The organism is Pseudomonadota bacterium (assembly GCA_022572885.1).
GTDB lineage: Bacteria > Pseudomonadota > Gammaproteobacteria > Steroidobacterales > MnTg04 > MnTg04.
This window is the reverse complement of record JACZVC010000032.1, coordinates 1-23,058: the sequence shown is the minus strand read 5'-3', so window position 1 is coordinate 23,058 and position 23,058 is coordinate 1. Positions and strand designations below refer to the sequence as shown.

General features: G+C 55.7%; 19 protein-coding genes and 6 tRNA genes. 5 read left to right on the top strand and 20 right to left on the bottom strand.

Annotated elements, in window-relative coordinates; translation table 11 throughout:
• Positions 1–16 precede the first annotated feature (16 nt).
• The gene (gene rnhA / locus IIA05_11175; GenBank protein MCH9027656.1) at positions 17–640 is read right to left on the bottom strand and encodes a ribonuclease HI; all 624 of its coding nucleotides are present in this window, start codon (positions 638–640) and stop codon (positions 17–19) included.
• Between the two features lie 911 nt (positions 641–1,551).
• Here rnhA and IIA05_11170 point away from each other — a divergent pair.
• Positions 1,552–3,216 (top strand): LysM peptidoglycan-binding domain-containing protein, encoded by a 1,665-nt coding sequence (locus tag IIA05_11170; GenBank protein MCH9027655.1) that lies wholly within the window; start codon positions 1,552–1,554, stop codon positions 3,214–3,216.
• 178 nt (positions 3,217–3,394) lie between these two features.
• Positions 3,395–4,177, top strand: a complete 783-nt coding sequence (locus IIA05_11165) for an enoyl-ACP reductase (protein MCH9027654.1) — start codon at positions 3,395–3,397, stop codon at positions 4,175–4,177.
• 13 nt (positions 4,178–4,190) lie between these two features.
• Here the strand turns inward: IIA05_11165 and IIA05_11160 are convergent, their stop codons facing one another.
• The 19 genes from IIA05_11160 to IIA05_11070 all read right to left on the bottom strand — a co-directional run bounded on the left by IIA05_11160 (position 4,191) and on the right by IIA05_11070 (position 18,810).
• Positions 4,191–5,477, bottom strand: coding sequence for a dicarboxylate/amino acid:cation symporter (locus IIA05_11160; protein ID MCH9027653.1), 1,287 nt, complete (start codon positions 5,475–5,477; stop codon positions 4,191–4,193).
• 52 nt (positions 5,478–5,529) lie between these two features.
• A complete protein-coding gene (locus IIA05_11155) occupies positions 5,530–7,452 on the bottom strand; it encodes a SurA N-terminal domain-containing protein (protein MCH9027652.1) in 1,923 nt (640 codons plus the stop codon).
• Between the two features lie 90 nt (positions 7,453–7,542).
• Positions 7,543–7,619: transfer RNA gene (locus IIA05_11150), tRNA-Asp, on the bottom strand.
• 5 nt (positions 7,620–7,624) lie between these two features.
• Positions 7,625–7,700 (bottom strand) — tRNA-Val (locus IIA05_11145).
• A 16-nt stretch (positions 7,701–7,716) separates the two neighbouring features.
• Positions 7,717–7,989 carry an HU family DNA-binding protein gene (locus IIA05_11140; GenBank protein MCH9027651.1) on the bottom strand — a complete coding sequence of 91 codons (273 nt, stop codon included), beginning with the start codon at positions 7,987–7,989 and terminating at the stop codon, positions 7,717–7,719.
• A 216-nt stretch (positions 7,990–8,205) separates the two neighbouring features.
• Complete coding sequence (lon, locus tag IIA05_11135) at positions 8,206–10,611, bottom strand: endopeptidase La (GenBank protein MCH9027650.1); 2,406 nt, start codon at positions 10,609–10,611, stop codon at positions 8,206–8,208.
• Between the two features lie 211 nt (positions 10,612–10,822).
• Positions 10,823–12,115, bottom strand: a complete 1,293-nt coding sequence (clpX, locus tag IIA05_11130; protein ID MCH9027649.1) for an ATP-dependent Clp protease ATP-binding subunit ClpX — start codon at positions 12,113–12,115, stop codon at positions 10,823–10,825.
• A 141-nt stretch (positions 12,116–12,256) separates the two neighbouring features.
• Entirely contained in the window at positions 12,257–12,913 is a 657-nt protein-coding gene (clpP, locus tag IIA05_11125; protein MCH9027648.1) for an ATP-dependent Clp endopeptidase proteolytic subunit ClpP, read from the bottom strand.
• A gap of 38 nt (positions 12,914–12,951) precedes the next feature.
• Positions 12,952–14,247: a trigger factor gene (locus tag IIA05_11120; protein MCH9027647.1), complete on the bottom strand. Its 1,296-nt coding sequence runs from the start codon at positions 14,245–14,247 to the stop codon at positions 12,952–12,954.
• 61 nt (positions 14,248–14,308) lie between these two features.
• Positions 14,309–14,395: transfer RNA gene (locus IIA05_11115), tRNA-Leu, on the bottom strand.
• Between the two features lie 232 nt (positions 14,396–14,627).
• Entirely contained in the window at positions 14,628–14,825 is a 198-nt protein-coding gene (locus IIA05_11110) for a type II toxin-antitoxin system HicA family toxin (protein ID MCH9027646.1), read from the bottom strand.
• A gap of 3 nt (positions 14,826–14,828) precedes the next feature.
• Positions 14,829–15,101 (bottom strand): DUF1902 domain-containing protein, encoded by a 273-nt coding sequence (locus tag IIA05_11105; GenBank protein ID MCH9027645.1) that lies wholly within the window; start codon positions 15,099–15,101, stop codon positions 14,829–14,831.
• Positions 15,102–15,303: 202 nt separating this feature from the next.
• Positions 15,304–15,380 (bottom strand) — tRNA-Lys (locus tag IIA05_11100).
• A gap of 204 nt (positions 15,381–15,584) precedes the next feature.
• Positions 15,585–15,660, bottom strand: a tRNA-His gene (locus IIA05_11095).
• A gap of 115 nt (positions 15,661–15,775) precedes the next feature.
• A complete protein-coding gene (locus tag IIA05_11090; GenBank protein ID MCH9027644.1) occupies positions 15,776–16,381 on the bottom strand; it encodes a hypothetical protein in 606 nt (201 codons plus the stop codon).
• 83 nt (positions 16,382–16,464) lie between these two features.
• Positions 16,465–17,259: a hypothetical protein gene (locus IIA05_11085; protein ID MCH9027643.1), complete on the bottom strand. Its 795-nt coding sequence runs from the start codon at positions 17,257–17,259 to the stop codon at positions 16,465–16,467.
• Entirely contained in the window at positions 17,256–17,894 is a 639-nt protein-coding gene (locus IIA05_11080; protein MCH9027642.1) for a hypothetical protein, read from the bottom strand. Before IIA05_11080 ends, IIA05_11085 begins: the two co-directional genes overlap by 4 nt.
• A gap of 34 nt (positions 17,895–17,928) precedes the next feature.
• Positions 17,929–18,528 carry a hypothetical protein gene (locus IIA05_11075; GenBank protein ID MCH9027641.1) on the bottom strand — a complete coding sequence of 200 codons (600 nt, stop codon included), beginning with the start codon at positions 18,526–18,528 and terminating at the stop codon, positions 17,929–17,931.
• Between the two features lie 205 nt (positions 18,529–18,733).
• Positions 18,734–18,810: transfer RNA gene (locus IIA05_11070), tRNA-Arg, on the bottom strand.
• Between the two features lie 332 nt (positions 18,811–19,142).
• Here IIA05_11070 and IIA05_11065 point away from each other — a divergent pair.
• From IIA05_11065 to IIA05_11055, 3 genes are all read left to right on the top strand, one after another.
• On the top strand, positions 19,143–20,387 hold the full coding sequence (locus tag IIA05_11065) for a tyrosine-type recombinase/integrase (GenBank protein ID MCH9027640.1): 1,245 nt from the start codon (positions 19,143–19,145) through the stop codon (positions 20,385–20,387).
• 308 nt (positions 20,388–20,695) lie between these two features.
• Positions 20,696–20,938 (top strand): AlpA family phage regulatory protein, encoded by a 243-nt coding sequence (locus IIA05_11060; protein ID MCH9027639.1) that lies wholly within the window; start codon positions 20,696–20,698, stop codon positions 20,936–20,938.
• An 87-nt stretch (positions 20,939–21,025) separates the two neighbouring features.
• The coding region (locus IIA05_11055; protein MCH9027638.1) for a DUF3854 domain-containing protein at positions 21,026–23,058 on the top strand (2,033 nt) is incomplete at its 3' end.

Sequence of the window (23,058 nt, the reverse complement as noted above, 5' to 3'; positions counted from 1 at the left end):
CCGGTTTATCCGCCGTTCAAGCGCCGTTCAACATCGCGTCGACCGCTGCGTTGGCGAGTTCATCGGCGCGCTCGTTGCCGGGCACGCCGCTGTGGCCGCGGACCCAGTGCCAGTCTACCTGGTGCTGCGCCACGACGCGGTCCAGCTCGCGCCACAGGTCTTCGTTCTTGACCGGTTTGCGGTTACTGGTTTTCCAGCCGCGCGCCTTCCAGTTCGGCAACCATTCGTTGATGCCGTCCTTGACGTACCTGGAATCGGTGTACAACACGACCTTGCAGCCGCGCTTGAGCGCGCTCAGCGCTTCGATGGCGGCCTGGATCTCCATGCGGTTGTTGGTGGTCTCCGGCTCTGCGCCGGACAGGGTCTTTTCCTTGCCCCGGGTCATCATCAACACGCCCCAGCCACCCGGACCCGGGTTGCCGCGGCAGGCGCCGTCGGTGTAAATCGTTACTGTGCTCAAGTCGAAATCCTGGTCGAGGGTTCGGCCAGTCCGGCCAGCACCCGTCGTCTCCTTTTTTGTCCCGGCATGATCCGGGTCGCGGTAAATACCCGTTTGCACGCAAGCAGGCAAAAGGCGCCGGCCATCAGCTTCAAAACCCCATTGCTGGTCGGCTGGTTGAGCTTGCTGTCGCGCAGCCATGCCGGGGCGTTACTCGGTAGCCCGGCACAATAGCCGGTGACGGACAATACCTCAAACCCCAGCAGCCGCAACCAGTCGCGCAGGCGGTGTTCGGATACCAGGCGGTTGATGCCGGGCGGAAATCGCCGGTTACTGAGCCGGTGGCGAATCCCCCAAAGACTGGTCGGGTTAAAGCTGAAGACCAGCAAGTGGCCTTCACCGGACAGCACCCGCTCGGCCTCGCGCAGGACCTCGTGCGGGTCGGCTTCGGTTTCCAGCGTATGCGGCAGGATCACCGCGTCCACCGAATCGCTGGCCAGCGCCAGTGCGTCCGCGGGGCTGACCAGGTTTACGCCATCGCCAGCGTGGTTGCTCAAGACCGTGTAACGGCGGGTCCGGCTGCTGCGGCTGAACTGGTCGGCGCTCCCCCAGCGACCCACCTGGATCGCCTGAAAACCAAACACCTGGCCTAGGCAGCGCTCGGCGATTTCGGTCTCGACGGCCAGCAAAGTCTGGCCCAACGGCCGTTCCAACCACTCAAAAACGCTTTGCGGACGTGACATGCGGGCAAGGATAACCTGAAATGGTGGTGGTGGTCAGACCTCGTGGAAGCCCGGCTGGGGAGGGGTCGGACGGCGCAATACAAATCCGGCCCCTTTTTTTTCGGAAAAACAAATCTGCCCCTTTTTGTCAAACTGTGAACCCGATATGGGCAGACAACCTGCAAATCATGGAAATTTGTCATAACACCGGGTTTAATGAGCCCAAAACCGCCGATCTATTGGCGCAGAACATGTGATTTTTGCAGGCCAGTACCGTCAAATCGCAAGCAGATTGGGGAAAATGGCTGGCAGCCAATGAACGGGCCGGCCATGAATCGCGGGTCCGGTCGAAGTATTTGCCGAAATCCGCCGTTGGCAAGACGGCTTTGCATGAATGAGTCACACAGGAGAGATGGTTTGAACAAAGGATTGATAAATTTGGGCGCGCTGGCTGTGTTGTTGTCAGCCTGCAGCCAGACCCAGATCAAGGATGACGCCAGTACGCTAAGCCAGAACCTGCCATCGCCGCCGCTGGAAGCGGTCGAGCCGGCCGCGGACCTGGTCACTTTCACCAGCGTACAGACCATTCATATCGTCGATGTGACCCAGCCGATGATCCCCGACTGGGCGGTCGATGCCCTGCCCGATACGCTGGATATCATCCGCGCCGGTTATCAGCTTGCCGACAGCGAGCAGCGGGCCATTGACGCGCAGCTCGACTGGTATCGCAAACACCAGGCTTACCTCGATCGCGTTTTTACCCGTTCGAGCCGTTATCTCCACCATATTGCCAACGAGATTGCCGCGCGCGGCATGCCAATGGAAATCGCCCTGCTGCCGATCGTCGAAAGCGCTTATGACCCGTTTGCGTATTCGCACGGGCGCGCCGCGGGTCTTTGGCAGTTTATCCCGGCCACGGGCCGCCGGTACGGCCTGAAACAGGACTGGTGGTACGACGGTCGCCGCGACATCATCGAATCCACGCGCGGCGCGCTGGATTACCTGGAAGCGCTGGCCAAACAGTTCGATAACGACTGGTTGCTGGCGATCGCCGCTTATAACTCGGGTGAAGGCAATGTGCATCGCGCGATCCGGCGCAATCGCAAGGCCGGCAAGCCGATCGATTTCTGGAGCCTGGCGCATCGGTTGCCGGCGGAAACCCGGGCCTACGTGCCAAAACTGCTCGCGGTTTCCCGCCTGGTCGCCGATCCCGATGGCAACGGCGTGACCATCATGCGAATCCGCAATCAACCCTATTTCTCGGTCGTCAAAACCCACGGGCAACTCGATCTGGCGCTGGCCGCGGATCTGGCCGGTGTATCGGTCGAAGAAATCTATGCGCTGAACCCCGGCTACAACCGCTGGGCAACCGACCCGGCCGGGCCGAACCGGCTGCTGGTGCCGGTTGACGCCGCCGCGGCCTTCGAGAGCAATCTCGCCGCGCTGCCGGCCAGGGAACAGGTGCAATGGGAACGCTATCGCATCCGCAATGGCGACAGCCTCAGCGTGATCGCCCGGAAATTCCACACCACGCAGAAACTGATTCGCGAGGTCAATAACCTGCGCGGGTCCACGATCCGGGCCGGCAAATACCTGATGATACCCAGGGCCAGCAAGAGCGCAGCGGCCTATACCCTGAGCGCCGATGCTCGCCTGGCGCGTACCATGACGCGCTCGCGCGGCTCGAAGCGCACGCTATACCGGGTGCAGCCGGGTGATTCGCTGTGGACCATTGCCCGCAAGTACGGGGTCAGCACGCGCAACCTGGCCAAGTGGAACGGGATGGCGCCGCGCGACACCTTGTCGGTCGGTCGCAAACTGGTGATCTGGGGCGGCAAGAACGTGGCGTCGATTGGCAGCGGACCGCCGAAAGGCCGGGTACGGCAGATCAATTACACGGTACGCAAGGGCGATTCGCTGTGGAAGATTTCCTCGCGCTTCAAGGTCAGCGTCAACCAGCTGAAAAGCTGGAACAGCCTCAACGGCAAGCGGGTACTGCGCCCGGGGCAGCGGCTGGTGATGTATATCGATGTGACCAAGCAAAGCGGCGGCTGAGTCGGGCCTGAAGGCCCTCCTATAAAATCGATGCGATCTTATCGGGCCTTGAAGGCCCTCCTGCAAAATCGAACCGCTCCTATCGGGCCTGGAGGCCCTCCTGCGGGTCAATAAAAATCAATGTGTGTCTTTATTTTTCGGTAGAATTCTGGCCCGAACAGGAATTTGGAGATTATGCATGGGTTTTCTTGCCGGCAAAAAAGCACTGATCGTTGGTCTCGCCAGCACTCGCTCGATCGCCTGGGGCATCGCGCGGGCGATGCGCCGTGAAGGCGCCGAACTGGCCTTGAGCTACCAGAACGAAAAACTCAAGGGCAGGGTCGAGAAAATGGGCGCCGAACTCGATACCGATCTGACCTTCGAGCTGGACGTCGCGGCCGATGCCAACATCGAGCAAGCGATGGCCACGCTGGGCGAACGCTGGAACGGTCTTGATATCCTGGTCCATTCGGTCGGTTTCGCGCCGCGCGACCAGCTCGAGGGCGGTTTTCTCGACGCCATCAATCGAGAGGGCTTCCAGATCGCCCACGACATCTCCACTTACAGTTTTGCCGCGCTGGCCAAGGCGGCACGCCCGCTGATGGCGGGACGCAACGGCGCGCTGCTGACGCTGAGCTACCTGGGCGCGGTCAAGTCCGTGCCGCATTACAACGTCATGGGCCTGGCCAAGGCCAGCCTGGAATCATCGGTGCGGTTTATCGCGGCCGATGTGGGCCCGAGCGGAACACGGGTCAATGGCATCTCGGCCGGACCGATCAAAACGCTGGCCGCCGCCGGGATCAGCGGGTTCCGCAAAATGCTGCACCATGTAGAAGCAATCGCGCCATTGCGCAAGAACATCACCATTGACGATGTCGGCAATACGGCTGCGTTCTTGTGCTCGGACCTGGCGGCCGGTATCACCGGCGAGATCATATATGTCGACGCCGGTTTCAGCACCGTGGGCATGACCCTGGATTGACCTGATAGCCCTCCTATGCCGGGATTTGGTTCGGTGCGAGGAGGCCTCCCGTCTCGCCTTCGAGGCGCGCTACGACGACGGCACACGAGGTGTCGCCGAAGACATTGACGCTGGTGCGGGTCATGTCGAGAATGCGGTCGAACACGAATAACAAACCGATGGCTTCGATCGGCAAACCGACCGCGGCCAGTATGATGGCGATCGCCACCAGCGAAGCGGACGGGATTCCGGCAACTCCGATCGAGGTCAGCAAAGCCGTGACCACAACGACGACTTGCTGGGTAAAACTCAGATCCACGCCGTAAGCCTGGGCGATAAACAGCGCTGCCATACATTCATACAACGCGGTGCCATCCATGTTGACCGTTGCTCCCAACGGCAGCACGAAACTGGAAGTACGGTTGGAAACACCGACGTTTTTTTCGACGCAGTCTATCGTGACCGGCAAAGTCGCCGACGATGATGATGTCGAGAACGCAGTCAGCAGCGCCGGGGACACCGCGCGCACCAGGCGCCATGGGTTTACCTTGCCGATGAAACGCACCAGCAACGGCAGGGTGACCAAAGCATGAATTGCCAATGCGACGATGACGGTGCCGGTAAACACCAGCAGCGGTTTGGCGGCATCGAAGCCGGTATCGGCCACCACTTTGGCGACCAGTCCAAACACGCCCAGCGGCGCGAACTTCATGACCCACTGGGTCATGCGCATCATCACGTGAAACATCGAGTCCCAGAAACTGAACATTGTTTGCGCGTGTTCCTTGCGCAACTGGGTCATGAAATAGCCAAACAGCAGGCAGAAGAAAATCAGCCCGAGCATCTCGCCTTCCGCGGCGGCCTTGACGATGTTCGCCGGCACCATGCGAATGAATATCCCGGCCAGATCGCCGACGTCTTTGTCGCCGACCGTGGCCGCGACCTCCGCTGGATCGGCCGACAAGGCCATCAATTCACCGGCCGGTTCACCATCGACCAGGCCGGGTTCCACGATGTTGACCAGCACCAGGCCGACAATGATCGCCAGTGTGCTGCTAAGCAGATAAAACGCCATGGTCCGCCCACCCATGCGACCCAGTTTGCCGCCGCTGCCGATACCGGCGACGCCGACAATAATCGACGATGCAATCAGCGGTACGATCAGCATTTTCAGCGCATTGAGAAACAGCGTGCCGAGAAATCCAAAGACCGAGTAGTAAGTGACGCCGAACAATGCCGCATCGGTCCCGGTCACGGTCCCCAGGATGCCTGCGAGCGCCAGGGCGATCAGAATTTGCCAATGCAGTTTGAGTTTGGTCATTTTCTTGCCGCCTTTATTGTTGTTTATGAAAGCGCGTATGGCGTTTAAGTGCTTATGGCACCACCGGTGGAATCGAAAGTTCGTCAAAAGCCCTCTGGTTGATTTTCACCTTGCCGGTTGTGTGCAATTGCGCCACTAGAGCAGCCAGCTCGGCATTGCCGAACTGGGTGGCCATACCCTGCTCGGTCTGGTTCCATTGCTGGATGGTCAGCGCAGCCGGGTGTCCGGGTGTTACCGAGCTCACCGAGAAAATGGTGAAATCGCCAGTGGCCAGCGAGATGCCACCGACCGAGGGCCGGCCGGTCGTGGATTTTGGCGCCGAAAAAATCGCTGCCAGCAATACGCGCGGCATATTGGCCGTACCGCGGGTAACTTTCTTTGGCGCGGTATAATTTGCGTTGTTGTCCGCGGCCAGTTTCTGCATGCTCGCGCCGGATTCAACCGCGGTTTGGATACTGTTGCCGGCCGAGCGTGCGAGTACGCGGGTCTGCTCGCTCACCAGCGATGCGACGATCTGCTCGCGGACTTCTGCCAGCGGACGGGTCTCGGCCTGCTGGTACGCCGTCACCCGCAGCACGATCGCCCGGGCATCCTCACCGGCCTCGAGCAGATCGCTGTTGCGGCCATCGATTAGAACTTCCGGACTAAATACTGCGCTCACAATCCGCTCGTCACTACCCAACTCGCCGCCACCGGCACGGGTGAATCCACTGACGCTTTTCAGTTCCAGCCCCAGCAATTCGGCAACGCTTTGCAACTCGTCGTAGGCTGCGAACGAATCGTCACCTAAAGACTGGGCGACTTCGAAATACAAATCCTCGGCCAGTTGCTCACGGTAGTCGGCCTCGATTTCAGCCCGCACTTCCGCAAGCGGCCGCACATCGGCTGCCATGATTTCATCGAGCAGAATAACGTGATAGCCGAAACGGGTTTTGACCGGCCCGGCGAGCTCGGCGATTTGCATCGCAAACAAGGTATCGGCGAACGGCCCGACAAAATCTTCGTGCGACGACCAGCCCAGATCGCCACCATCGGCGCTGGTGCCGCCATCGTCAGTGTATACCGCGACCAGCGCCGCAAAATCCTCGCCGGCACGGGCACGCTCAAGGGCTTCGTTTGCCCTGGCTTCCGCCGCTGCTTCGTCCCTGTTATCGCCGATCGCGATCAGGATATGCCGAGACCGTCTTTGCTCCTCGGTCTGGTAACCGGCCGCAACGGTGTCGTAAAAATCGAGCAGAGCCTGCTCGCCCACTTCTACATCAGCCAGAAAATCGCTGGCCCGGACTTCCAGATACTCGATTTCAGCAGACTCCTCGGTCAGGAAACGCTGTGCATTGAGATCGTAGTAGCCAGTGATTTCCTCGTCGGTGGGCGACACCAGGTCCGCGAACGCACTCGCTTCGACCCTCAGGAGGGAGACTTCCCTCTCCTCACCCTGTAGCTCCAGGAAACGCCGCATTTCGCCTGGCGTGACAAAGGAACTGTTGACCAGACCCTGCTGCAATTGCAGCACTTCCAGCTGGTTTCTCTGGTCATGTTCGAAACGGGTTTTTGAAATCCCCTGCGACCGCAAGCCAGCCAGGTAGCTGTCTAACGAGAATTCCCCGGCGATTTGAAAATACGGCATGGCCCGAATGGATTTACTGAGCATCGCATCGGATACCCGATAGCCGTTGCTGCTGACCCTGCTCCTGATCAGGGCGTTGTTGATATAGCGTTCCAGGACGCTGCTGCGTATTTGTTCGATCATTAGCGGAGAGATGTCGTCCTGATAAAGCGCCTGGAACTGGTTGATTCTGTCCTGCGCCGCGCGCCTGACTTCGTTCCGCGGGATCTCGATGTCATTGACCCGGGCCGCCCAGGTCGCACCCACCGAAAGCGGATCGACGCCCCAAAAAATGAACGCCAGCGCAATGACGGCGATTATGATGCCGGCAACCCAGCCGGTTAATTTATCTCTGATTAATTGCAGCATGCTGGCAGTTCTACTCTCATCAAAAACAGGAGTCCGACGGACTCCTCAGGTCAAAAAAAAAGGGCGCCTGAATCGGCGCCCCTGCATTAATGGCGGAGTGGACGGGACTCGAACCCGCGACCACCGGCGTGACAGGCCGGTATTCTAACCAACTGAACTACCACTCCGCAGCTGGTGGGTGCTGAGGGGCTCGAACCCCCGACATCCGCCGTGTAAAGGCGACGCTCTCCCAACTGAGCTAAGCACCCATGCCCGAAAGACGCGCTAGTTTACGGCAGCTTTCAGACCTTTACCAGCTTTGAATGTGGGTGCTTTACTGGCTGGGATAAAGATCGTCGCACCGGTCTTTGGGTTACGGCCATTGCGTGCCGCACGTTGTTTTACCTGGAAAGTACCGAAGCCCACCAAGGCCACGTTATCACCGCTCACCAGGGCAGACGTAATCGACGACAAGATGCCTTCGACGGCTCTGCCTGCATCTGCTTTGGAAAGATTACTTGCACTTGCTACTGCTTCAATCAGTTGGCCTTTGTTCATTTAGGTCACCTTGTAAGGTTAGTAAGTTGACTGCGTTCAGATGCGACTGCACCCGCCCCCCTGAATCAATACCACCGGTCGCCACGAAAGAAACATCGGCGAAACTACGATAAACAACGATGCCGTCCATCACGGCGTGGGACACTTATAACAAGCGGCAAAAACCGCTGTCAATACGGCGGCAACACGAATTTCGGGAGCGGACGGCCGCGGGAACTAATGTGCGTGCACTTGGCCTTTGTCTTTTTTGGCCGCCCGGCGAGAGGCTTCCTTGCTCGCGGCAGATTGCTTGTCGTCGATTGGCGACGGCATGTGTTGCAATGCAACTTCCAGCACATCGTCGATCCACCTGACCGGCCTTATATCGAGTTTATCTTTAATATTGCGAGGTATCTCCGTGAGGTCCTTAGCATTTTCCTTCGGGATCAAGACCGTTTCTATACCGCCGCGGTGGGCCGCAAGCAGCTTTTCCTTCAGCCCACCGATCGGCAGGACCTCACCACGGAGGGTGATTTCACCGGTCATGGCGACTTCAGAACGTACCTTTATACCGGTCAATGCAGACACCAAAGCGACCAACATACCGACGCCGGCACTGGGTCCATCCTTCGGTGTGGCCCCCTCCGGAACATGGATATGCACGTCCAGTTTTCGGTGAAAATCCTCCGCAATTCCGAGAATTGCCGCGCGGCTGCGCACAACGGTCATCGCCGCCTGGATGGATTCCTGCATTACTTCGCCGAGCTGGCCGGTGTGAATCAGCTTGCCCTTGCCCGGAACCACGGCTGCTTCTATGGTCAGCAGTTCGCCGCCAACCTCGGTCCATGCCAGGCCGGTAACCTGCCCGACCTGATCGTTTTCTTCGGCACGGCCAAAACGAAACTGGCGTACACCGAGATATTTTTCCAGTTGTTTCGGCGTAATCCTGAACTTGCGCTTCTGCGGACTGAGCAATTCGGCCTTGACCGCCTTGCGGCAGATTTTCGCGATCTCGCGTTCGAGGTTTCTGACCCCGGCCTCCCGGGTGTAATGCCTGATGATATCCAGCAAGGCGTTGCTTGAAATCGTCAGCTCATCCTCGTGCAGGCCATTTTGTTCTTTCTGTTTGGGCACCAGGTAGCGACTCGCGATATTGGCTTTCTCGTCCTCGGTATAGCCGGCCAGCCGGATCACTTCCATGCGATCGAGCAATGGCGCCGGGATATTCAGGGTGTTGGCCGTACACACGAACATCGTCTCGGAAAGATCGAAATCAACCTCGAGATAGTGGTCGACAAAAGTCGAGTTTTGCTCGGGATCCAGCACCTCGAGCAGCGCCGATGATGGATCTCCGCGGAAATCCATCGACATCTTGTCGACTTCGTCCAGCAAAAACAGTGGGTTACGGACCCCCGCCTTGGCCATGTTCTGGATGATCTTGCCGGGCATCGAGCCGATGTAGGTGCGCCGATGACCGCGAATTTCCGCCTCGTCGCGAACCCCGCCCAGTGACATGCGAACGAATTTTCGCCCGGTCGCCCGCGCGATACTCTGCCCCAGCGAGGTCTTGCCCACGCCCGGCGGACCAACCAGGCAAAGAATCGGGCCTTTCAGTTGGCGCACCCTTTGTTGCACGGCCAGGTATTCGACGATGCGCTCCTTGACTTTTTCGAGCCCATAATGATCTTCGTCCAGGATGATCTGCGCATTGTTCAGATCACGCCCGACCTTGGTGCGTTTTTTCCACGGCGCCTTGAGCAGCCAGTCTATATAATTACGCACCACAGTCGCTTCGGCGGACATCGGCGACATCAGTTTGAGTTTGTTCAGCTCGGATGTGGCTTTGTCCTTGGCCTCCGTGCTCATCCCGGCTTCTTCGATTTTCTTCTCGAGATCGGCCAGGTCGTTCGGCGCGTCTTCCATATCGCCGAGTTCTTTCTGAATCGCCTTCATTTGCTCGTTCAGGTAGTACTCGCGCTGACTTTTTTCCATTTGCTGCTTGACCCGGCCACGGATGCGTTTTTCGATGTGTAAAACGTCGATCTCGCCGTCGATCAGGCCCATCACGTGTTCCAGCCGCGCCTGCACATCGACGATTTCCAGTATTTTCTGTTTTTCCGACAGCTTCAGCACCATATGTGCCGCCACCGTATCGGCCAGGCGGCCCGGCTGCTCGATGCCGGCCAGCGAGGTCAGGATCTCCGGCGGAACTTTCTTGTTGAGCTTGACGTATTGTTCGAACTGGCTGATCACCGAGCGGCACAACACATCCATTTCGCGCTCGTCGAAATCTTCGTTTTCGGCAAGCACCGTTATCGATGCGGAAAAATATTCGCCGACATGATATTCGTCTACCCTGACCCGGTCACCGCCTTCGACCAGCACCTTGACCGTGCCATCGGGCAGCTTCAGCAGTTGCAGGATGGTCGCCAGCGTCCCCAGATGATAAAGATCGTCAACACCCGGCTCATCGATATCCGCCTGGGTCTGGGCAACCAGGACAATCTGCTTGCCATCCTGCATCGCCTTGTCCAGCGCCTGGATCGAACGTTCACGACCGACAAAAAGCGGGATGACCATGTGCGGATACACCACCACATCGCGCAGCGGCAGCACCGGCACGGCATCGGTGTGCACGTTAATGATCTCGGGACTCTGGGGGTTTTCCGGTAGGTCACTGGGCACGGCATTAATACCTCAACGGGTCGGGGGGCTGCGTGGTCAACACCATTACCGGCATCGGCCTCATCGAGCTTTTATGGAGGCAAACACCGGTAATTTCAAGCTTCGGGAAGCTCTGATCTATGCATGAACCGGTATCTTGCGCCCATCAACAGATCAGAGCTTCCCTCGCTCATAGATCGGAGCCGGTTGCTCTTTGTTCCTGTTCGTCTTCGGTCTGATATACAAAATACGGTTGGGTGTCGCCTTCCACGACCGCCTCGTCGACGACAACCTTGATGACATTTTGCATGGTCGGCAGCTCATACATCGTGTCCAGCAGCACGTGCTCGAGTATGGTGCGCAACCCTCGCGCGCCGGTCTTGCGTTTCATGGCCTTGCGGGCAATCGCGCGCAACGCGTCCTTGCGGAATTCGAGAGTCACGCCTTCCATTTCCAGCAATTTGATGTACTGCTTGGTCAGGGCATTGCGCGGTGTCTGTAGAATCGTGACCAGCGCATCCTCGTCCAGCTCGTCCAGGGTGGCAACAACCGGCAAGCGGCCGACAAACTCCGGGATCAGACCGAACTTGATCAGGTCTTCGGGCTCGACGTCGTGGAAAAGCTCGCCGATCTTCAGATCCTTGTCGGCGGTTTTCACCTCGGCGACAAAGCCGATGCCGCTCCTGTCGGAGCGACTCAGGATGATTTTCTCGAGGCCGGCAAAGGCGCCGCCGACGATAAACAGGATATTCGCAGTGTTGACCTGCAAAAATTCCTGTTGCGGATGCTTGCGGCCTCCCTGGGGCGGCACCGACGCGACGGTACCTTCGATCAGTTTCAGCAAAGCCTGTTGCACGCCCTCGCCGGAAACGTCCCGGGTGATCGACGGGTTATCCGATTTCCGCGAAATCTTGTCGATTTCGTCGATATAAACTATGCCGGTCTGCGCCTTGTCGACATCGTAGTCGCATTTTTGCAGCAGCTTTTGAATGATGTTTTCAACGTCCTCACCGACATACCCCGCCTCGGTCAGCGTGGTCGCATCGGCAATCGTAAACGGTACGTTGAGCAGGCGAGCCAGGGTCTCGGCCAACAGCGTTTTCCCGCAACCGGTCGGACCGATCAGCAGGATATTGCTTTTGGCCAGCTCGATATCGTCGCGCGAAGGTTCCGAACTGAGATTCTGCAGACGCTTGTAATGATTGTAAACGGCAACCGCCAGGACCTTTTTCGCCTGGTCCTGGCCGATCACGTAATCATCCAGGGTCTGCTTGATTTCGTGCGGTCGCGGCAGGTCGTCACGCGCCTGGTCGGCCCGTTCATCGAGCTCTTCACGGATGATGTCGTTGCACAGCTCGACACATTCGTCGCAGACAAAAACCGACGGCCCGGCAATCAGTTTCCTGACTTCATGCTGGCTCTTGCCGCAAAAGGAACAATACAGCAGTTTACCTTCGTCTTTGCCGCTTTTTTCGTCGCTCATACACCGTCCTCGGTATAGAAAATCCCTTATTCTGGCTGCCGAAAGCCCGGTTGCCGCCTGTATAGCATGGCGACCCTACGGCATGCAAAGAAATAGTACCGGATTTTTCCGCGATGTTCGCGGTAACTCGTTGAAGATTCGCTATTTTTTCTTGATTTTTTCGATATTTTTGGGTGATTTTCCAGGATCGTCCCCAGCTTTGCCACGGCTCTCAAGCACCGTATCAATAAGACCGTACTCGATTGCCTCGGTTCCGCTCATGAAATTGTCACGGTCGGTGTCCTTGGCGATTTGTTCGACGGTCTGCCCGGTGTGGCTGGACAGGATCAGGTTCAGGCGGTCGCGCATCTGCAACACTTCTCTCGCGTGGATATCGATATCCGAGGCCTGCCCTTGGAAGGCGCTCACTGGCTGGTGGATCATTATCCGCGAATGCGGCAACGCAAAGCGCTTGCCTTTCTCGCCGCCGGCAAGCAGCACGGCTCCCATGCTGGCGGCCTGGCCCACGCAAATCGTGCTGATGTCCGGGCGCACGAACTGCATGGTGTCGTAGATCGCCAGCCCGGCGCTGATCGAACCGCCCGGCGAATTGATATACAGGTGTATATCTTTGTCCGCGTTCTCCGATTCCAGGTAGAGCAACTGCGCGACGATCAGGTTTGCCACCTGGTCCTCGACCGTACCGACCATGAACACCACGCGGTCTTTTAGCAGCCGGGAATAAATGTCATAGGCGCGTTCACCCCGGGCAGTTTGCTCAACGACCATTGGCACCAGGTTCATTTCGATCTTGCTCATGTTTCCCGCCTTTGTTGAAGATTGTGCGGCGTCGCGTTTCAGGCCTTGAAATCCATTATCTCGCCAAAACTCTTGGTCTCGTCGGTTTGCTGTACCTGCCCGAGCGCCCAATCCACAGCCTGTTGTTCGAGGACCATCATCTCGACCTGGCTCATCATACCGGGATTACCGGCATATGCCTGCAGAACCTGATTCGGGTCACTGAAGCCCCCCGCGATCTGCTTGAGTCTCTCTTCAACCCTGGCCTTGTCGACCTCCAGGTTCTGCGCCTTGATGATTTCATTGATCAGCAGACCCAGGCTTACCCGGCGGCGCGCCTGCTCCGTGAATGCTTCGCTCGGCGGCGCCTGGCTGTGATCCTTGATTCCCAGCCTTTCCATCGCGTTGTGCTGCATAGCTTGAATCTCTTCTTCGATCAAGGCCGCGGGGATTTCGACCGGGTTTTCCTTTAGCAATTGATCCAGAAACTGAACTTTCAGACTGGCCTGAATTTTTTGATCGAGTTCGGTTTGCATGTTTTGCCGGATTTCTTTGCGCAGTTCTTCGAGGCCGCCCTCTTTCACCCCATAGGCGGCGCAAAACTCAGCGTCCAGCTCGGGTAATACCTGCTCTTCGACAGATTCGCAGCTGGCCTCGAACTCGGCGGTTTTCCCGGCCAGCACGACGGTCTGATAATCATCCGGAAACACGACCGGAAAAGTGCGTGATTCACCAACCGAGATTCCGCTCACGCCCTTTTCGAAATCCGGCAGCATTTGCCCTTCACCACAGACTATCGGGACTTTTTCCCCGCTGCCGCCGTCAAAGGTCTCGCCATCGATCCGCCCGCAAAAGTCGATGATGACCCGGTCGCCTTCTCTGGCTGCGCGTTCTACCTTTTGCCAGGAGGCGCGTTGCTTGCGCAGGTTTTCCAGCATGCGATCGATATCCTGGTCGACGATTTCGGCCGTGGGCTTGTTAACCTTGATGGACGACAGGCCCTTGATTTCGATTTCCGGGTAGACCTCGAACACGGCCGTATATTTCAGGTCCTTGCCCTCAGCCGCTTCATCGGTTTCGATCCTGGGGTTGCTGGCCGGCCTCAGCTTTTCCTGGCCGATGGCTTCGGCATAAGTCTGCTGCATGACCTCGCCGACCACATCACGACGCACCTCGCCGCCATATTGCTGGCGAATCACTTTCATCGGCGCTTTGCCCGGGCGGAACCCCTTGAGCTTGGCCGATTTGCTGACCCTGCGCAGCCGCTGATCGATTTCCGATTCGATACGCTCGGCGGGAACCTGCACTTTCATGCGCCGTTCCAGACCCTGGGTCGTTTCTACCGACACCAACATATTGTTTTTCCTCATACTTTTTGCAAGGAACGATGGCGTTGCCGCCATCGTTCCACCTGTCTGGTGCGAAAGGAGAGACTCGAACTCTCACGGGTTTTACCCCACAGGGACCTAAACCCTGCGCGTCTGCCAGTTCCGCCACTTTCGCTGAAACTGTTGCTCTCCTGCGCAACCCATGGCCGCACCGGGCAGCGAATTATACCCAGCGGCTAAGCCGCCGGATAGCCAAAGGGCGCGCAGTTTATCACTTTAGAAAGCGTTGCGCCGCACTGATTCGCCGCCGGGAACGCCCTCCGCAATGACAAAAAAGCAGCGACCGGCGCTGCTTTTTGTGTCTGGTGGGACGCACATAGTGAAGCAAGCCAGACTGGTTCGGAAAATTACACTCGCTCGTCTACGCCTGCGTCCTTCAAGCTTCCATTCGCGGTATGCCGATTCTTACAGCCAATCACGACGGTAAAGTACCTGCCTGAAATCGGGCTGTACCAAATCTCGTGACTCCCTTTGCCTGGCCGATCGTAGTTACAGCCATTTGCCCGTAAAATCTTCTTTACGTCCCGCGTGAAACTGCTGCCCACGCGTTAAGACGCAAGGGGCAACTGGATTTGCGAGCGAACGACCAAACCGCTTGGGGCGAATTCGTCGTCTCGTTTTTCGTTGAGTTTTAACAATTCGGGAACCAACTCCCTGACGATCGCGACCAACTCGTCCTGGGACTCGGATTCAGCATTCAAACCGGGCACGTCTGACTTGCTGACAAACCAAACGCCGGCCTTGTCGTCAAAACTCAGAAACACACAAAGTCTCGATGACTGAACTTTAGGTCTAAACAACAGATTCCAAAGGTGTCTCATGGCTGCTCGCCTCCGGCACTTTCATTGTACACAAGTTACATACTCCAAGAATGTGACCAAAAACACACCCCTATTTCTTCAACAATATGGGCAAATAGGACGTGAATTTCCCGGATTATGTAGAAAACGGCTTGTGCCATGGTAACAAGCGAAATAATTCGTCTATCAAGGGATCTTAACTTATTGTTTTATATTATGAAATTGGTGGGCCCCCGGGGACTCGAACCCCGAACCAATAGATTAAGAGTCTACTGCTCTGCCAAATTGAGCTAGAGGCCCATGTTTTGTTGACGCCGCGGTTGGCCTCGTCAGGCGATTTGAGTTTGGTGCTAACAGGTCGGTTCGCTCCGGCTTTCACGTACCAACATCGCGGTTGGCTTCATCAGGTCATTCAAATTCGTTACTAATAGGTCAGTTCGCACTAACCACCCAGGTTCTCTTATCGAGGCGGGCGAACTGCTTCGTGCCTTCGCTAAAAAAATTTGGGGTGGACGATGGGGCTCGAACCCACGACCACCGGAATCACAATCCGGGGCTCTACCAACTGAGCTACGCCCACCATGGTTTTTTAGATTTCTCGGCTATTTTACCTGTTTTCGTTCAATCTGGCGCGGCGGGCATCCTAGCCGAGATGGGGTTATTTGACAAATCAATGGCTTACGAAGCCATTTTTGCTAAATACAAGCGATAATTTTCTGTATCTTATCGACCGGTTTCTTGCCAAAGCTGAACGCATATTCTTTGCCGTTGGCCTGAACTTTAAAGCCTTTTGCGCGCTGCGCGCTCAGCGCGGCGATCGCATCGGCATCCAGCAGATACTTGATGACCGCGTATGAAGCCACCGAATAATGATCCATGCCGCGGGTCACAAAGTCGGAATCCCCGATGACCTCGTTTTCAGCAACAAGCTCATATACCGTATTGTCCGCCATCGTTATCGAAAGCGTGGCTCCCTCGGGAATGACCAATGCGGCGTCGAGCGCTTCCTTGGTCGGCCTGAGACTAACCTGCACCCCACCCATGATGTCGCTGTTGTAGCGCGCGCCGGCGCCAACGACCACCTGCACGGCAAGATACTTTTGGTCGCCTTCGGAGACCGCTGCGAGCAAGCCATAGTTCCCTTTATGGTAGAACTTGTCCCTGACCCAACGCGTCCAGCGAACCTTCTCCCCGGTGTCGCGGCTGGCGATATCGGTCTGGAATTTGCATTTGGCGGCATTGGTAGCGGTGGGCCCCAAAATCATCAATACCGCGATCGATAATGCGATGAATTTTTTCATTTAATGTCCTGCCTCGTTGTGATGGTCACCGTGCTGCATTGTTGCCTGGAGTCTGCGTGTCAGGGTTCCTGATGCGCAGATTCCTAACCCCTTTTTGCAACACACTGCAAAGCTTTTTGAACTTTGACCCTTGATTTCTTGCCCCACTCCACGTTTTCGAAGCGATTTCGAAGCCCCAGGGCGTAGTATCGATCGCGAGTTTCCACACGCATGCTGGTAATTGCTGATTTGCGTAACACCGCCAGGGCCTCGTCATCCAGCCCGTAGCGCATGACGGCTGTAGCTTCAACAAGGAAATTCCGGTTAACGACATCCTCTCCTTCAATCTCGGCGTCGATAGCCGCCGCGGCTACCTTCTTCAGAAACCCGCCCAGGCCCTTTTTTGACCTCCTTTTCTGGAACGGGTCCGTGTAATTGCCACGCGCCCTGACATGCTCGCTTGAAGTAAGCACCATGGTCGATCGATCGGCCATCGTTATCCGCAAGGTGGATCCTTCAGGGACGATCAGCGAATCCCCCAAAAGCATGTCCAAAAAATCCAGATACCTGGGATCGTCAGCCGGCGGTGCTTTTTTGGGCCCGCTGAGGTATTTCATGCTGTAGGGAGTAAGGAAGGGAAACGCGTAGTAGTCAACGATTTTCAACTTGATGCCAAGATATTTTGCATCGCCTGCGGAAATGGCGGACACAAAACCCTGCGAGGTTTTGGTGTCGCCAAACATGGTGGTCAGCCTGTCCCACTTCGTCTGAATGATTTTCTCATTGGTTGCCGGGTCCAATCCTTCTGCCTGGTATTTGCAACTGGCACTCGCGGCGTAGCCAAGCTGAGTCCCAAGCAACAGCGGGATTAGGAGTGTCCTGAAAATGATTTTGTTCATTTTTTATCCCCTTCTCTTTTTTTCCACAGCGCGCATTCAATGGCTTGCTTTATGTCGTCCCGGTTTTTTTTGGTTACCGGGATGTCAAAGCGCCCGGTGCTGGTGACTATTCCCAAGGCGACCGATCTTTGCGCTGTCAGCGCTTCTGCGGCGCTGGCATCCAATCCATACTCGATGACAGCCTGCGTTACAAGAATATAATCATCGGTACCGTTGGCATATGGCCGGGTAAATCCGGAAACCCCCTGCGCGAGTTCAAGTGCAGGAAGTGCAACAACCGTGTCGTCCGCCAGCTTTATCAGAAGATTGGTGCCTGCGGGAACGAGTATCGCGTTTTCCAGTTCTTCACGGGTCGGTTTGAATTGAGATTTTCTTTTGAATTTTATTCGTATGCCAAGACGCTTGTCGCCGCCTTCTGAAATGACGGACACAAAAATTGAGGTTTCCCCTTTAGCGCTCCAAAAATGGACCCCCTTTTCCCCCCACGGAGTGAGTTTATTCCACTTGGTACGAACGGTTTTCACGCCGCTGAACAAGTCTGCGGTTTCTTCTTCATATTTGCATTTGGCGGCCAGCGCAGATCCGTTGACAAGTAACGCCGTGATTGCAAAGAGTGAGATCAAGATGTTTTTCATTGGTGTTTCCCCTTGATTTCTGTTGTCGTTACTTTTACAAAATGCATCCGATGGCTTTCTGGATATCGCCGAGATTTCGTTTGTGTATTCGAATATCGTGGTAACCCGTACTCGTGAATATGCGCACGGCTTTGGCGCCTTGCGCCATTAGCGCTTCCAGGGCGCTGGCATCCAGGTCGTACTGGATTGTGGCAAACGTTGTGAGCCAATAGAAATCGTTGTCATACTCTCCGGTATGCGGCGGGACGAAAGTGGTATGACCGGTTACCGCCCGATCCGCGTATAGCGTAATGACGGTGCCGTCTTCCATCGCAACAAGAAGTTCGCCGCCATCGGGAACCGCGATCGAATTTTCCAGCACGCCCTGGCTTGGCGCTAATATGCTCGGCCTCGCATGCTCAATTTGTATGCGAAGATATTTTTGGTCCCCATAGGAAGCAGCCGACACATGGCCAGTAATCTCCCTGGCAATCTGTCTCAACCAGTGGGTTAATTCATCCCACCTGGTAATGACGACGATTTCATTGCTCAGTTTATCGGTGGTATTTTGTTCGTACCTGCATTCGGCCGCCCGGGCAACCCCACTGCCCAATAACGTCGCGGTCGCAAGTATCGCCATGAACGACTTCTTCACCGTTTTCCCCCTGAATAACAACTGGCACCTATAAGTTGGGCCTTGGTCATTCGTTCACTCAATTCTGCTGTTTCGTTCTATAGACTTTTCTACAGCTTGAATTGCAGTGATTGAAGCATACCGCGTCATTATGAACGAAAGCTGAATATCGGCTAAAAGCACGAATTGTATTACGCGACGCTTGATCAAGCGTCTGCAGGAAATATGGCGCGCCCGGCAGGACTCGAACCTGCAACCCTCGGCTTAGAAGGCCGATGCTCTATCCGGTTGAGCTACGGGCGCAGAAACGGCATGCAGACCAGAAAACTGGTCGGGGCAGAGGGATTCGAACCCCCGACCTTCTGCTCCCAAAGCAGAACAGCCTTTATAAGCTGACCCGACTTGAAAATCCCTTAACCACCAAAAATGTCAATCTTTTCAGGCTTTAACGGCGGTTTTAGATTTCATTTAATTTCACTTCTTTGCAACGTGAAACAAATGCAATAGTATACCCACAGTATGCCCACGTGCCTTTCGTGCCGACCCCCTGTCCGTAAAACGAATTTTCGGGGCCGGACCCGGCGGTGAGTATACCCACAGTCTAACCGGTTGGACAGGCTCTAGGGGGATAGCTTATGAAATTCACGGACCGGGGCATCCAGTCCCTAAAAGCGACCGGCAAACGCTACGAAAAAAGCGAGACAAACGGACACGGGCTGCGAATCCGGGTCGGTCGGACAGGTACTAGGACCTTTGTATACGTCTACCGGCGGTATGGCAAGCTGCACCGCCTTACCATAGGCGAGTACCCAGGCACTACGCTGGAAATGGCCCACAAGTTGCACAGCGCGGCCCGGTGCGCCGTCCGCGACGGCTTGGACCCCAAAGACCTGCTTCCCCACTATTCGAACCGGACAGGCGTGGACGGGCATACCGTGGCCGAACTGGCTGACGAATGGCTAGACCGCTACGTACGCGATCACCGTAAAAACTGGATAGAAGTCGAAAGGGTTCTAGGAAAAGACGTGCTACCGCCCTGGGGCGACCGTAAAGCGGCAACGATTAGCCGTCGGGAAGTCGTCGAATTGCTGGACGGTATCGTAGATCGGGGCGCACCAATTCAGGCCAACCGGACCTACCAAATGGTCCAGCAAATGTTCGAATTCGGCGTACGCCGCGCTATACTGGAAACCAGCCCTTGTGTTGCCCTGGACAAACCAGGGGGCCGGGAACCGTCCCGCGACCGGACCCTGACCGACGACGAAGTAAAGACGTTTTGGGTGACGCTGGACCAGTGCGAAATGACCGCCGCGCTACGAACCGCGCTTCGCTTGTTACTGGTCACGGCTCAACGCCGGGGCGAACTGGCTAACGCGCGTTGGGATGCTATCGACTTGGACGCCAAATCGTGGCAAATACCGGCGGAAGATGCGAAGAACGGACGTGCCCATACAGTCCCCCTGTCCGACTTGGCAATTTCGTTACTTAAGGATCTGGACGAACTGGTAACGACGAAGGCGGAAAAGAAGGACGAAGCAAGAAGCGAATTCGTATTACCGTCGCCTACGGTGCAAGGCGAACCCATACGCGCCGAAGCGATAACCCGCGCGCTCACGCGTAACCGCCCCAAGTTCAATATTTCGTCGTTTGGCGTTCACGACCTACGCCGGACCGCCGCCAGTCACATGACCGCTTTAGGCGTTCCCCGCTTGCACGTATCGAAGGTACTCAATCACGCCGAAAGCGGCGTGACGGCGATCTACGACCGCCATGATTACGCACAGGAAAAGCGCGACGCGTTGCAAATATGGGCCGACCATTTGCAAACGATTGTCGAAGGACGCCAGAAAAAAGTTATCCCCATACGTGCGGCTAGTTAGGCTCGAAAACTAAAGCCGAAATAGGAATTTTTTTAATTCGCCACGTTTTGCGTAACTCCCGCGCGAAACTATGTCGCGCCTACCCCTCGCAAAAAATAGTTCGTCTTCGTATTTTCGTCGGTCATGTTAAGAAGCGCTACGGAAAATTCTCGGCAAGCCCCCGTACGTTCTACAACGACGAAAAACAAACCTTACATGCCTTTGATACGACCCATACTACGTTGACATTTCTCGGATGGGCTTGCTTGTTTTACAGAGTTAAAATAGTTCGCACGATGATCTAAAGCGGCTCCTTGGAGTACAGCAAAATGACCGAGACAAAACGACCTTTGGAAGAACTTCGTCTGATGACCAAGCGAGAAGTAATGAAACTTACCGGTTGGTCCGCGCCAACGATTTACCGTCGCGTTCGCGATGGCACTTTCCCACCGCCCCGGCGAGATAAGCAACGCGCAGTCTGGTACGAATACGAAGTACGCGAAGCACTAGCGGCAATTATACCGGGGCCGTATACGGCGACTAGCAACCTACCGAATTTGCAAAAGTCGTAGGACGGCGTATTAACGACGACCAACAACCTATTGGTAAATCAGTAGCTACCTATTGATGACCCGAAGCCTAAATGGGGAACCTAATTAATGAATTCCAAAAAGCAGAAACCCCGCTCTGCGGCGACAGGGCGAGGCTTCAAACGTGCGTCTTCGAAACCGACCAAAGCTAAGAATTCGCGGCCTAAGTCTACGTCAAAAACCGCCCTAAAAGCAATGTCGAAAAAGCTGGCCGTGGTGTACCTGGCGGCGCGCGGCATGGTCGGGCAGTATCTTAAAAAGTTAAAAGTAAAATATCTAACGCCCGACGAAACCGCGATGTTAGCGACGTATACGGCGCGCGTACCCTCGCTACAGATTATCTACGACGATATAAACAGTCGGGTCGTTAAGGGCTACTGGTACGTCCGCTACCTGGAAGCCGTTTATGACCGCCAGGGTAAGGAAATTCGATTCATTGGCGCGCCAAAGTTAGGCCCATTCTTCTACTTTGCCCGTACATGGCCTAACAGGCATCAGCGGCGGTCATGGAAGCACATAGCTAAACATATTGAAATTGATATTTTCTTTACTGAGGGTCCGTTCAAGGCCAACGCGCTGGCGCGTATAGGTTGCGCTGCGATCGGCCTGGCTGGCGTTTATGCGTTCCTTAAGGACGGCAAACTATTACCCGAATTCTCACAAATACAATGGGGAGGCCGGATCGTCTTTATCGTTTTCGATAACGACATTGTTGACAAACCAAACGTGCGCGCCGCATTGGGCCGCCTCATACATGAGCTAACGAACCTCGGCGCATTGCCGAAAATTATCAATCTGCCAGATTTTGAAGCCACCGGCGTTAAGGTCGGTATCGACGACTACTTAGTGGAGAAGAAATTTTCAACGAACGCGCTGGACGAACTAGAAGTCGAAGACTGCGAAGAAACGACACTATTGCACTTTATTAATAGTCGCGTCGGCTACGTCCGAAAGCTTAAAGCGTTTTGGGATACCGAAATTTCTGATTTCTACCGAAAGGACGAATTAATAACCGCGTTTGCACCATTAACGTATACCGTCGGTAAAAAAACGTTATCTGCCGCCGTCGAATGGATTAAGTGGCCGCAACGTTGCGAGTACGACGACATTACCTACGCTCCCGGTGCACCGTCTGTTGTCGATAACAAAATTAATACTTGGCCAGGTTGGGGCGTCGAAGCGATCAAGGGTAACGTCCGTCCCGTACTGGCCCTAATTGATTACCTGTTAGCCGACTGCCCGGAACAAAAGCCTTGGTTCCTGCAATGGCTGGCCTACCCAATACAGCACCCCGGCGCGAAGCTTTTTACGTCGGTTCTTTTTTGGAGTAGCGAACAAGGCGTAGGCAAGTCAATGTTAGCTGAAATTGTAGGTGATATATACGGCCCGAACCGCGCCGAAATTTCCCGCGACATATTGAGTGGCGACTTTAATGCGTATGCGGAAAATACCCAGTTTGTGCATGGCGACGAAATTACTGGGTCCGACTCGCGTCATTTTGCAGACAAGATAAAGGGGATGATTACCCGCGAACAGGTAGAAATTAATAAGAAATTCGCGCCGCAATACTTCCTTAAGGACTGCACTAATTATTTCTTTACGTCGAACCATGTTGACGCGTTTTTTCTGGAAGACCAAGATCGGCGCCTTTTTGTCGTCGAAGTGTCACAACCGAAAAAATCCAACAAGTTTTACGCCGACCTTCGACGCTGGCGTGACAAACCGTCGCCCGACAATCCGAACGGGCAACGTCGCGGCGTAGCGGCGTTCCGTTGGTATCTGGAAAACGAAGTAGACCTAACCGGGTTCACTCCGTACGTCGATGCGCCGATTACCGACGCCAAGAAGGATATGCAAGACCTGTCACTTTCAGACCTTAATAGATTTACGCGCCTACTGCGCGACGACCCCGATAGCGTTTTACAATTTCAGGGCTTAATTAATCCGGGCGAACTATTCGAACTTAATACTTTGATCGCTTTTTCGAACCGTGACCTAAAAGTAAACAAAGGGATTGAAAGTGCGCTGTCGAAAGCACTTCGTAACGCAGGGTTTCGGAAGCGTCGTGTACGGGTCGGGGAACGCCACCCGCACTTATGGGC